Origin of the sequence: Streptomyces sp. AC558_RSS880, assembly GCF_019049255.1 — a bacterium.
GTDB lineage: Bacteria > Actinomycetota > Actinomycetes > Streptomycetales > Streptomycetaceae > Streptomyces.
The window spans coordinates 17,887-29,313 of sequence record NZ_JAGMUJ010000092.1 but is presented as its reverse complement, the minus strand read 5'-3'; the positions used below and the strand labels follow the sequence as shown (position 1 = coordinate 29,313).

The following is an 11,427-nucleotide window of genomic DNA, read 5'->3' as shown; positions in this document are numbered from 1 at the left end:
GGGAGCTGGTCATTGCCGTCGGCCGGCAGGCGGCCCGGCCGGTGTCCTGGCGGGAGGGTTCCCGGCCGGGCACCGGCCGCAGCGGGTTGAAGCGCATGCACTCGCGTTTCGTCGCCCTGCGCATCCGGCCTGCCGGGCGCGAGATCCGCCAGGCCACGGACGGTCCGGAGCTCCCCGAGCGGTGGTTGCTGGCCGAATGGCCCGCCGGTGAGAGCGAGCCGGTGCAGTTCTGGCTGTCGAGCCTGCCCTCGGGCATGCCGCTGGCCACGCTGGTGCGGCTGGCCAAGCTCCGCTGGCGCATCGAGCACGACTACCGGGAGATGAAACAAGCCCTGGGCCTGGCCCACTTCGAAGGCCGCACCTGGGCCGGCTGGCATCACCACGTCACCCTCGTCTCCGCCGCCCATGCCTTTTGCACCCTCCAACGACTGACGCGAGACCCAAAAGATCCGGCGCCGGCCTGAGCCTCTACCAAGTCGTCCGGAACCTGCAGACACTCCTCGCCACCTGGACCGGCGCCTGCCCCACCTGCCACCGCGACATACCCACATCCATACGAACCTGACCAAGCCCTATTAGGACCGTATTTCGAGGAACACCAGGCTCGGTCGGCAGCAGTGGCGGCGGCTGTCACACGCGTTTCGCTCCTTGCTGACCTCCCAACAGGCTCCTGTGCGTTCATACTGGGCACAGCCATGAGCGATCTCGGCCTTGCAGCGCTGAGACAAGAGGTCACCAAGAGCAGGTCAGAGGCGCCTGACGTGTCAGCAGCGGAGGAGCTGGCTCGGCTCTGGGACACAGCACAGACGGCGAGCACCGACTTCACGCTGTATGCGCAGCAGACACTCCAGGAGGTCTGACCCGACAGCGTGCCACTGATGCGCGCGACCACCCCGCCACCCCCCTCCGGGATATCGAGTACTCACTCCGGACCTTGGAGCCCAGCTCCCTCCAGGAACCTGAGCAGTTCGTCGTCCAAGTACGCGTGCACAACGATCACCGGGTACTTCACTTCACCAGCGTGCACCGGGCCCACAGTTACAGCACCTCGAGCTCCGTCGCGGAAGTGGAGCAGGCCAAGGCGCTCCACTCGGTGGAGCGGACACCGGGCATCGTCGATGCGCACCACCGCCCGGGTGCGCGGCACCGGAGTGCGCCCAGCGGCCAGCCTCCCGGCCGCGATACGGTCCGGCCTCCTGCGGGTGATGCGCCTGCTGGTCGTCCGGGCGCACCGCACACACCGCGCCGGTGCCGTCGTTCTGGCCGGTGTTGCGGCTCGCACGGACCCGGGAGTCGTCGCCCGCCTTGGCGAACGCATCCTGGAGGCGGCGCAGCCGGCCGGCCGTGAGATCGAAAGCCTCCACGTCCATGAGGGACTTCCACAAGACCCACAGCGCGGTCATGTCGATCACCTCCCCGCGGCCGGCCTCCGGCTCCTGGCCCTCGTGCTCGACCTCCGCGGCCGGAAGCACAAGCAGTTGCTCAGGCATCACCGCCTGCTGGTGAGCGACGACGTCATACGGCCGGCCCCGCACGGCGGTGACGGTGGTGATGCACAGCTCCTCCCCTACCCCCTACGACTCCTCCCTCACGGAGGCATGCGAACCACCATGGGAACACAACGGCTCGATCTCCAGGGCATCGTCACCGATACTGAACTGGATCCTCAACCCCTCCAAGACCCGAAGACGTTCGTGGCGGCGCCCGGCCCTTCCGGTCCGACGACGGCAGTGGTGAGCGCCGCTGCTGTCTGCTCGACGGCCCTGCTCCTGCTGGGCAGTGCCACGGCCGTGCGCCGACTGGCCGTCGGTGGAGGGCTGTACAGCCCTCGCAGCGCGCGGCTCCGGCTGCGAGCGTCGCTCGCGGGCACCCTGGTCTGCCTGGTGATCCTGGGCGTCTGCTACGCGGCGGCCGCAGAACGGGACTGGAACCGGGCCTCCTGGCTCTCCCCCCATATCCGACCCCGGAGGATGGCTGCCCGGCAGTACGTCCGCCCTCCCGGACGATCCCGGCTACGGCGCGTGGCACCGCGCTGAACTGCGTAGCAACCTGCTGTGGTTCACGCACAACGTACACAGAACTGGTGGTGCGCCCTGCTGTGGATCCCCAGCGGTCTGGCCGTTCTGGGGCTGCTGCGAGCCCGGACGGAGGGCACCACGGACGCCACCGTGGCGCTGCGCGGTCCGGCGGGACCGTACCGGTTGCTGGTGCTGCTCCTGTTTCCCGTCATGGTCGCCCTCAACATCGGTGAGTACACGGCCAGCGGAGCCCTGAGCTGGGTGTGGTTCTTCGCCTACCTCCTCGCGCTCGCCGGCCTGCTGCGCCTCGCCCACGGCCGGACCGTGGGGGACAAGCGGTTGGAGAAGAGCGGCGAACCCCTCAACAGGACGCTCCGCGTGTCCCACCGCCCGGTCCTGCTGGACCGAGCGCGCACCTACCGGGAACGCCATGCCCAGCTGCGGCGCCTGGATCACGGCCAGGCTGACGACGCCACTGTCCGGCGTCGCGAACTGGAGACGGAGCTGACGCGCTTGCACTGCTGGCGGTCGTCACGAAGGCGCCGCGACCGCCTTCCGCACGACGTGTCAGTGGTGGACGCGGTCCTGGTCCTCGGTTCCGGGGACACCTGGTGGGAGAATGGCGTCAGGGCGGCACGTCTCACCCAGCCGGTGGCCTTGCCCCTGACCGCCGGACTGGTGTGGGCGAACCAGCTACGCGGGGAGGAACTGACGAGCACCCTGCACGAACGGCTGGGTCTGCCGGACATGCTGGCCCAGTTCATCCTCTGGCAGGTCGGCTACGCGGCCGCTGGCATGGTCCTGGGAGCCCTGTGGCACCAGCTGCCCGGCAAGCGCGGCCCGACCAGGGCCTTCTGCGTCGCGCTCGCCTACGCCCTGCCCGCCGGGCTGTTCGCGTCGGGCAACTGGGCCTTGGGGGAGGAGCAGACGGGACTGGCGTTCGCCGTCACGGCGATGCTGCTCGTCCTTACGCTGACCGGCATCCTGATGGACCTGGAGACCTTCCGTGAGGAGCACCGTTACTGGCGCGTCGGATCGCACGGCTGTACTCCGTATACCAGAGCGGTTCTTCTCCGTCCAGGTCGCCCGGCTGCTCGCGCAGGCTGCGGCCATCGCCACCATCTGGCAGTTCCTCGCGGAGACGGGCGGCTCCCCGCTGGAGAACAGCGGTGTCAGCCAGACGCCGTAGACGCGGGCCGCTCGGTGAGGTTCCTTCCGCAAGGGCCCTGCCGCCTCACTCACCGTCCAGGTGCTCCAGCAGCACGCGGGCCCTGCGGACGGTGAAGGCGACGGGCGTCGGGGCGGGGTCGGACGCGGTGGGGATGACGTTGTTGTCCGCCACCCACAGGCCGTGGGTGTTCCGGCCGCGGCTGTGGCCGTCGCAGCCGCTGGTGCCGTCGTCGGTCGCGTCCGTGCGGGTGGTGCCCTGGTGGTGCGGCGAGTTGCCGGCCGGGAGCAGGACGGCCGAACGCCCAGCGTGCCTGATCGGCTCCTGATCGGTTCCTGGCCGCGAGAGGTCACGAAGGGCCGCGCGTCCCGTCCTACAGGATGTCTATTCATGCGTGCGGGTGGCGCGGTTTCACCTGCCCGGCGGTCCCGGCGAAGAATGGCGAACCGTGCAGCCCATCCATAGTGCTTCGTCCCCGCCGACCACGACTCTCGGGTACGCCCTGTTCGCCACCCGCTGGTTGCAGGCCCCGCTGTACTTCGGCCTCGTGGCCGCCCAGGGGGTGTACGTCTACAAGTTCTTCAACGAGCTGTGGGCCTTAATCCTCCGGTGCGTCACCGGGCAGGCGACGGAGACGTACGTCATGCTCGCCGTCCTCAAACTCGTCGACGTCGTGATGATCGCCAACCTGCTGATCATGGTGATCGTCGGCGGCTACGAGACCTTCGTCTCACGCATCGGCCTCCAGGGCCACCGCGACCAGCCGGAGTGGCTCTCGCACGTCAACTCCAACGTCCTGAAGGTCAAGCTCGCCACCGCGATCGTGGGCATCTCCTCCGTCCATCTGCTCCAGATGTTCGTCGACGTGCACCACACCTCCCGGCACTCCCTGCTGTGGGGCACGGCGATCCACATGGCGTTCATCGTGTCGGCGGCGATCCTGGCGTACATGTCGGGTCCGATGGCTGCCCACCACGAGCGAGTGCCGCACCGCGAGGAGCCCGGAGACCGGCCGCCGCCCGCCGAGGTCCCGCGTCCTGAGGTGGCGATTCCGGCGCAGGCGACGGCGCCCGCCGCGGAGACCGGGTCCCATGAGCGGATCCGGGCCGCCGGGTTCCCGGCGCGCAAGCTGCTGGAGGACTTCGACGCGGAGCACCCCCGGACCTTCGACCGGGAGGTGGTGGCCCGGCTCGGCAAGCTGGACTTCGTCACCGCCGGTGAGAACGCGGTGTTCTTCGGCCCGCCCGGCACCGGCAAGACCCATCTCGCAGTCGGTCTCGGCGTGCGGGCCTGCGAGGCCGGCCACCGGGTGCTGTTCGCGACCGCCGCCGAGTGGGCGGTCCGGCTGACCGAGGCGGAGGCGGCGGGCCGGCTCACGGCGGAGCTGACCGCCCTCGACTCCTACCCGCTGCTGATCATCGACGAGGTGGGGTACGTCCCCTTCGACGTGGACACCTCCCGGCTCTTCTTCCGGCTGGTCGCGCACCGCTACGAGCGGGCGTCCCTGATCGTGACGGGCGACCGGCCGCCGGCCCGCTGGGACGAGGTCTTTCGCGGTGCGGCCGCCCCGGCGCTGGTGGACCGGCTGGCCCACCACGCCGAGGTCGTACGGCTCGACGGGGACAGCTACCGGCAGCGGCGCGCTACCTCACCATGGGCGGACCTGGGCCACTGACCGGCGGCCCTTCGACGGCGAGCCCTTCGGTGATCGGAACCTGAGGCCCGGCAGGGGCCGGGGCGGAACGTGTCGTGCGCGGCGCGCATACGGGAGCCGTCGTAGAACACCCCGCTGCCGGACAGCCGCAGACACGGGACCGCCGTCATGTCCTGCCCATGCGGCAGATGACGGAGACAAGTGGCCGTCCGGATGCCACGCCCCGACAGGCGGCGGGTTGATGACGCGGGCGGTCCCGGCCGTGCCCGGAGCCGGGGCCGCCCGGGGAACCCGCTGCGCCGGAGGGCGGCACACCTCGCCGTCGCGCGTTCGGTGCGGTGCTGGCCGGGCGGTACGGCGGTCGGTCCCGGACCGCACCGTCACGACGGCCGTGAGGACTGCGGCGATCGCGACGCCCTGACGGCGTGACGGGTCCGGCCTGAGGGGCCCGGCAGGCCGTCCGGCACGATCTTCTCGGTGCTGGACCTCCGGGTGAAGCCGTCCGGCAGCGTGGTCTTCCCGCAGGCGTCGATGTGGGCGACGACGGAGCCGAAGGACGGTCCGGGCAAGCGCCGCTCGGCCTCCTTGGCGCGGTTCCCCGTGCGTACCCGACGTTTCACCTCGTTGAGTCACCGCTGCCCCGGAACGTGTGTCACCAGCCGCAGCCGCTGCTCACACCTGCCCACCCGTACCGTCTGCCCCCACGTCAGCTCCAGGGCGTCGCCCTCCACACCGTCCCCGAAGGCGACGAGGCGTTCGGACTCGACGGTGAGGCGCAGCCGGCCGGTGGCGGCGAGTTCGCCGGCCACCAGGGACGTCCCGGTGGCCGGCGACGGCCAGGCCTCGCGGACGAACCAGAGCAGGCGGTCCTCCGTGGGATGCGGCAGGCGCAGGGCGCTGCCCCGCTCCTGCCACACCGACCGGAGCCAGCCGGTCGCGCCGGTGCCCGTGCCCACCAGCACTCCGGAGGAAGCCTGAGCCTCGACGACACCCCCGTCGCCCTCCAGGCCCAGGCGGTACCTGGCCGTCTGGTGCCCGACGGCACCGAGATAGATCTCGTTGAGCGCGACCAGCCGCTGGGTGTCGTCGGCGACGGCCTCGACCATGGTGAGTTCGTCCGCCCGGGCGGTGGACGCGCCGCGCAGCAGCGCCGCCGCGTCGGCCGCCCGGTGCCGCACCAGCACGCCGGGGTTGCGCCCCGGCTCGGGGTCGACACCGATCACCGGCTGACCGGAGAGGTACTTGGCCGCGTTGGCGACCAGTCCGTCCTGTCCCACCACGACCACGACGTCCTCCGGGGCGAACAGGAAACGGTCCAGGTCGCTCCGCTCCACCCGTGCTCGCCGCCAGGTCAGCGGGACCGCGGCCGCCACCTCGGCCAGCGCCCGGTGCGCGCGGCGGTGGCGTTCGGCGACCTCCCCGAGATCCCGGCCCCGGGAGGAGAGGAAGAAGGCGGCCTGTCCGTGGGTGCCGTGCCGGGCCACCAGTTCCTCGTACTCCGTGGTGCGGTGCACCAGGACGGCCCGCGGAGCGAGACTCATCCCCGGGCCCCGCCGCCGAGCCGGGCCAGCAGCCCGGTCAGCACGTCCGGCGAGACGGTCACGCTGTCGATGCGCGGCAGGTTCTCCGCCAGCCGTGTCCCGGTGAGCGCGTGCAGCGTCGCCACGTCGACATCGCCGTGGACGCGCAACCAGGCCGCCTGGGCCTCGGCCCGGGCCTCGCCGACCTCGCGCGCCGCCTGGGCCTCCGCCCGCGCGAGCGCCACCGAACGGGCGGCCTCGGCCTCGGCGAGCTTGACCGTGCGCGCCGCCTCGGCCCGCGCACGCACCTGGTCCGCCGCCGCGCCCTCCTCCGCCTCGCGGCGTGCGTTCGCCCCGCGCTGTTCCACCAACCGCTCCTCGCGGCGAGCGAGTTCAATCTGGCTGGCCAGTTCGTTCTCGGCGATGGCGCGCTCGCGCTCGACGGCGACGGCCCGCCGCTCGTACGTCGCCCGGTCGGCCTCCTGCTGGATCCGCTCCCGGGCGGGCGTACGCAGCGCGCGCTCCACCTCCGCCTCGGGGCGCACCGCCATGACCCGTACGGCCACCACCTCGATTCCGGTGGCCGGCAGCCGCGGCTCGGCGCCGAGGCCCGCCGCGATCCGGTCGCGCACCGCGGCCACCCCGTCGACCAGCGCCGCGGACAGCGGGGTGCGGGCCAGCACGTCCAGCGCGTGCTGCTGGGCCGTCTCGGTGAGCAGTGTGCCCAGTTGCTCCAGTGGGGCCCCGCGCCAGGCTCCGGTGTCGGGGTCGACGGAGAAGTCCAGGCGGGCGGCGGCGAGTGCCGGGTCGCCGATCCGGTAGGTGACGGTCGCCTGCACCGAGACGTCCTGGAAATCGGCCGTGCGGGCGCGGAAGGTCATGGCCAACTCCCGGTCCTCGACCGGCACCTCGGAGAGCGCGGCGCTCAACGGGCGGAACCAGAAGCCGATTCCTGGCCCGTCGTGCACCAGCTTGCCGTCCCGGTGGTGGCGGATGTGAGCCGTAGGGGTGGAGCGCAGGTGGCGCCAGCCCAGGCGCCGGGTGATGTCGGCCATGGAGGTCCCTCTTTTCTCGTCTCTTTGACGATAACGAAGAGTCTTGTTCTCGTCAAGGAGACGAGAACAAGGGGTGAGGCCGCGTCCCCTGTGCCGGAAGAGTCCTGCCGGCAGATCCATGCGCTGCCGGCGGAACCGTCCCCGGCGGTACGGGTACTGCCCTCCACCGCGGCCCTGGCGGAGCTGAAGCCCGCCTTGCGCTGCCAAGGGGTTGCCGCGGGCAGGGGGTTCCCGTTTTTGTCCGGGTGGCTTCCGGCGGAAGTCCTACGGCCACCGCAGGGCTTCCTGGGCGCCCGCAAATACCCCTCGCCCTCGTGGTACTGCCGGGCGGCCTCGTGGTTCAGCGCCCATTTGTCGGCCTGGCTGCGGAGCAGGGGCGGCTTCTCGTCCTCGGCCGCGGGCTCGGGCCCGAGGACCTGCTCGTACACCTACTGGTGCACGACGGCACCCGGGTCCGTCGCAGCTGGCCTCCGGCCTTTAAGTGCTGCCGGACCAGGGGGAAGGCAGGCTGTCACTTCACCGGCCGGACCGGACACCACGACGGGCCGGTCCCCTCCGACCGAACCGGCGCCCCCGGCACGCCGCTGTTCGGTCTCGGCGGCCCTTGCCCGGCCAGTGGGAACCGCACATGAGGTTCGGGAGGAGAACGACCTCCCGGGCGCAAACGTCCACCGGGGCAACTACGACGTGGACCGGATGGCGGAGATGTCGAACTGAAACCGGACCTTCTCGCTCACCATGGCGCCGCCGTTCTTGAGGCGCTGATTGTAGGCCAAGCCCCACTCGGTGCGGTCGATGGTGGTGGTGCCGTCGAAGCCGGCCCGCTCGTACCCGAACGGATCCAGGACCGAGCCGAGGTAGTCGAGCTGCAGGTCGACAGGCCGGGTGACGTCACGGATGGTCAGATCTCCCGTCATGCGGAAGCTTTCCCCGCCTTCGTGGATGGTCGAGGTGCTGCGGAACCGCATCTCCGGATAACGCCGCGCATCAAAGAAGTCGGGGCCGGTGAGGTGCGCGTCCCTCTGTTCCACGCCCGTGTCGACGCTGGCGACCCGAATGACGAGGTCGGCACGCGACTCGGAGGGCCGCGCTCCGTCGAAGTACAGGGTGCTGTCGTAGTCGTTGAAAGCACCCCGAACCGTCGTCACCATCGCGTGCCGAACGGAGAATCCGATGCGGCTGTGCGGACGGTCGATGGTCCATCGCCCGGTCAGCGCCTGCAGCGCCGGATCCAACGCGACACCGGTGGCCGGGGCCCCGCGAGAGGTGTGCCGGTACCGACAGTCGGCGTCGGCTCGATGACGGCTGTCTGGCGACGGCTGAAGATACCCATGGAATCGTAGGCCCTGCCTGTCTGGTCACTCCGTGCTATCACGGAGCCGACAGGTGCTACACAGCGAGATGGGCGGCCTTGTCTGGGTTCCATGCCGTCGACTGCAAAGCTGCACAAGATCGACATGAGTGGTCTCCGGTCGACCGGTGAGGCCGAGCTTCCCGGCGACCAGCACGTTCAGCGACGTCGAAAGGGCTTTGGACGACCGGGACTGCCACCGTGCCCGCCGCCCGCTCGGCACCCTGTGCGCCTGGTGGTGACCGGCAGCATGCGGGGATGCCGGCCGAGCCCGGCGAGGAGGTCGTCGCATGGTGGAACACTGCTCGCACAAGGCTCTGTACAGCCGGGCGGCGCGTTGGAGCAGGTGGAGAACGCCGCCGGGATCGGCGTGGAGCACAACCTCTGTCTGGCCTGCGGCCCGGTCGGCGGCCTCGTCCGGACTCCGCTCATCGGGCGCAATGGCACGGTCGCGGCGGCGCGGACGGCGATGAGGACGACGGGTCCCACAAGGTGTTCTTCGGCAAGGTCGTCAAGACCGTGAAGGAGACGGTACGGGGCGGGCAGGCGGTCGACATCATCGAGCGCTGGGCCCCGGCCCGCCCCTGCCCGTCCTCGGTGGGTCAGATGCCGCAGGTGGGAGCCGACCAGTATGGCGACGGGTCGAAGGCCACGTGGGTGTGGTCGTTGTGGCCGGGGTAGCCCGGGCCGAGGATCTCCGAGAAGCCGTGCGTCCTGGACTGCTGGGCGAGCCGGCACAGGGACGGCGAGCCGACGAGGTCGGCCGCGTCGCCGTAGAGGTGACGACTGGTGGCGGAGCCGCCGACCGCGTTGTTGCACGTGCGGGAGCGGAAGCCGCTGGAGATGGTGATCGGGACGTCGCCGAGGGCGTGCCGCATCGCCTCCAGTTTCCACATGGTCTTGAGCGCGTTCGACTTGGCGGTGGCCGCGGAGACCGCGCCGCCGGACCAGTCGGAGTTGCACTTGTTGAGTTCGGCGTAGCTGAAGTGGACGGGCGTGCAGTCGGCGTCCTGGAGGGCGTAGATCTTGCTGAAGGTCGCGGGTCCGGCGACCCCGTCCGCGCTCAGTCCGTACGCGGCCTGGAACTTCTTGACGGCGGCGGCAGTCCGTGCGCCGTACTGGCCGTCGTAGGAGAGCCGCTCGCCGGAGGTCACCCAGCCGGCGACCCGGATCTGGAGCTGGGTCACGTCGCTGCCGGAGGATCCCTGGGAGAGGGTGCGGTTCCAGGTGTAGCAGGAGTCGGCGTGCGCGGTTCCGGCGGCGGCGCCCACCCCGACCACCACGCCAGCCATGACCATGACAAATGAGAGAAGCAGACGTGACACGCGTCTGGGCATCCCGGCCTCCCGACCGTTGAGTCGACAACAACCGGAGCCCAGCGTGAGGCAACGAGCTACGCGCGTCAATGGCGCCCCGGGAGGCCGGACGGGATCAGCCGCTCGGGCGGGGCCGACCATGCCTCTTCGCCCCGGCACCGTTCGGTCTCCCGCCGTTCCTCGGCCGCGATCCAGAGGCCGGTCCGGGCGGGGGCTGCCGCCGCCGACTGCACCACCGTCCCACGGGCGGGACGGGGCAGCTGGAACCGCGACGGTTCACCGTTCGTCCCGGGATGGCGTCCCGCTGAGTGGTGTAGGGGATCTCCGCGGTTGAGTGCGCGGGTTCTGCTCCCTGGGGTGCGCCGCCTGCCGGTGTCTGCTCCCTGCTCAGCTGGCAGGCCACCGTGCAACTGTCCGGAGTGAACGGGCAGTTCGACCCCAGGGGGTGCACGGTGGCCTTGTCCCAGCATGACCTACTTCGCCTACTTGAGTCACTACGTTCGGCCGATGGTCTTGAACTCGTCCGCGAGGTCGCCGAGCGGCTGCTGCAGGAACTGATCGAGGCGGAGGCCACTGCGAAGATCGGCGCCGAGTGGGGCGAACACACCGACACCCGCACCACCTGGCGCAACGGCCACCGGGAGAAGACCGTGACCACGCAGGCCGGCGACCTGGAACTCGCGATCCCGAAGCTGCGGGCGGGCAGTTTCTTCCCCAGCCTGCTGGAACGCCGGCGGCGCATCGACCAGGCTCTCTACGCGGTCGTCATGGAGGCATACGTCCACGGCGTCTCCACCCGGTCGGTCGACGATCTCGTCAAGGCCCTGGGCTCGGACACCGGGATATCCAAGAGCGAGGTCTCCCGGATCTACGCTGAGCTGGACGAACAGCTGGACGCGTTCCGGTCCCGTCCGCTGGACCACATCCGGTTTCCCTACCTGTTCCTCGACGCCACCTACGTCAAGGCCCGCGTCGACCACCGCATCGTCTCCCAGGCCGTCGTGATCGCCACCGGCGTCACCCAGGACGGAGGCCGGGAAGTCGTCGGCGTCATGGTCGGCGACAGCGAGACCGAGGCGTTCTGGACACAGTTCCTGCGTCACCTGCGCGAACGCGGCCTGGCCGGCGTCCGCCTGGTCATCTCCGACAGCCACAGCGGTCTGGTCAAAGCGATCCGCAAGGTCATGCTCGGCGCCACCTGGCAGCGCTGCCGGGTCCACTGAAGCCGTAAGGAAATAACATGGTGTTTCCCCTCTTTTCGCGACGAACTTGAGTACGTCGGCGGCCGTGGCGAAGCATCGTTCGGCGGGTGTCACGACGTATTGATCCTGGTCGAGGAGAGGTT

Annotated in this window: 8 protein-coding genes and 3 pseudogenes; 6 read left to right on the top strand and 5 right to left on the bottom strand. The window is 70.5% G+C overall.

Features of this window, described 5'->3' with window-relative positions; translation table 11 throughout:
* The 4 genes and pseudogenes from KUM38_RS27545 to istB form a co-directional block, all read left to right on the top strand.
* On the top strand, positions 1–464 hold a 464-nt coding region (locus KUM38_RS27545), incomplete at its 5' end, for a transposase (protein ID WP_217133005.1).
* A gap of 414 nt (positions 465–878) precedes the next feature.
* A pseudogene (locus KUM38_RS42225) lies at positions 879–3,035 on the top strand (DUF6185 family protein); the annotation flags it as partial.
* Positions 3,025–3,207: a DUF6185 family protein gene (locus tag KUM38_RS43715; RefSeq protein WP_366814864.1), complete on the top strand. Its 183-nt coding sequence runs from the start codon at positions 3,025–3,027 to the stop codon at positions 3,205–3,207. The pseudogene KUM38_RS42225 and the gene KUM38_RS43715, both read left to right, overlap by 11 nt.
* 427 nt (positions 3,208–3,634) lie before the next feature.
* Positions 3,635–4,861, top strand: coding sequence for an IS21-like element helper ATPase IstB (gene istB / locus KUM38_RS27530; RefSeq protein WP_217133001.1), 1,227 nt, complete (start codon positions 3,635–3,637; stop codon positions 4,859–4,861).
* Between the two features lie 359 nt (positions 4,862–5,220).
* Here istB and KUM38_RS27525 read toward each other — a convergent pair whose 3' ends face one another.
* The 4 genes and pseudogenes from KUM38_RS27525 to KUM38_RS27510 form a co-directional block, all read right to left on the bottom strand.
* Positions 5,221–5,409, bottom strand: a complete 189-nt coding sequence (locus KUM38_RS27525) for a hypothetical protein (protein WP_217133000.1) — start codon at positions 5,407–5,409, stop codon at positions 5,221–5,223.
* 60 nt (positions 5,410–5,469) lie between these two features.
* Positions 5,470–6,381: an NAD(+)/NADH kinase gene (locus KUM38_RS27520; RefSeq protein ID WP_217132999.1), complete on the bottom strand. Its 912-nt coding sequence runs from the start codon at positions 6,379–6,381 to the stop codon at positions 5,470–5,472.
* Positions 6,378–7,415 carry an SPFH domain-containing protein gene (locus KUM38_RS27515; protein WP_217132998.1) on the bottom strand — a complete coding sequence of 346 codons (1,038 nt, stop codon included), beginning with the start codon at positions 7,413–7,415 and terminating at the stop codon, positions 6,378–6,380. The genes KUM38_RS27520 and KUM38_RS27515 overlap by 4 nt, the downstream gene beginning before the upstream one ends.
* Before the next feature lie 680 nt (positions 7,416–8,095).
* Positions 8,096–8,748, bottom strand: a pseudogene (locus KUM38_RS27510) (YceI family protein).
* Between the two features lie 91 nt (positions 8,749–8,839).
* Between KUM38_RS27510 and KUM38_RS43710 the strand changes: the two are divergent.
* The gene (locus tag KUM38_RS43710) at positions 8,840–9,289 is read left to right on the top strand and encodes an L-serine ammonia-lyase, iron-sulfur-dependent, subunit alpha (RefSeq protein ID WP_374227087.1); all 450 of its coding nucleotides are present in this window, start codon (positions 8,840–8,842) and stop codon (positions 9,287–9,289) included.
* A gap of 79 nt (positions 9,290–9,368) precedes the next feature.
* Here the strand turns inward: KUM38_RS43710 and KUM38_RS27500 are convergent, their stop codons facing one another.
* Positions 9,369–10,103: a D-Ala-D-Ala carboxypeptidase family metallohydrolase gene (locus KUM38_RS27500; protein WP_217132997.1), complete on the bottom strand. Its 735-nt coding sequence runs from the start codon at positions 10,101–10,103 to the stop codon at positions 9,369–9,371.
* A gap of 431 nt (positions 10,104–10,534) precedes the next feature.
* On the opposite strand from KUM38_RS27500, the pseudogene KUM38_RS27495 reads away from it, so the two are divergent.
* Positions 10,535–11,302, top strand: a pseudogene (locus KUM38_RS27495) (IS256 family transposase); the annotation flags it as partial.
* Between the last annotated feature and the right edge of the window lie 125 nt (positions 11,303–11,427).

Coding starts and splice junctions, on each gene's coding strand:
- KUM38_RS27500 (WP_217132997.1), bottom strand. CDS start 10,103: ATGCCCAGACGCGTGTCACGTCTGCTTCTCTCATTTGTCATGGTCATG.
- KUM38_RS27520 (WP_217132999.1), bottom strand. CDS start 6,381: ATGAGTCTCGCTCCGCGGGCCGTCCTGGTGCACCGCACCACGGAGTAC.
- KUM38_RS43710 (WP_374227087.1), top strand. CDS start 8,840: ATGCCGTCGACTGCAAAGCTGCACAAGATCGACATGAGTGGTCTCCGG.
- KUM38_RS27515 (WP_217132998.1), bottom strand. CDS start 7,415: ATGGCCGACATCACCCGGCGCCTGGGCTGGCGCCACCTGCGCTCCACC.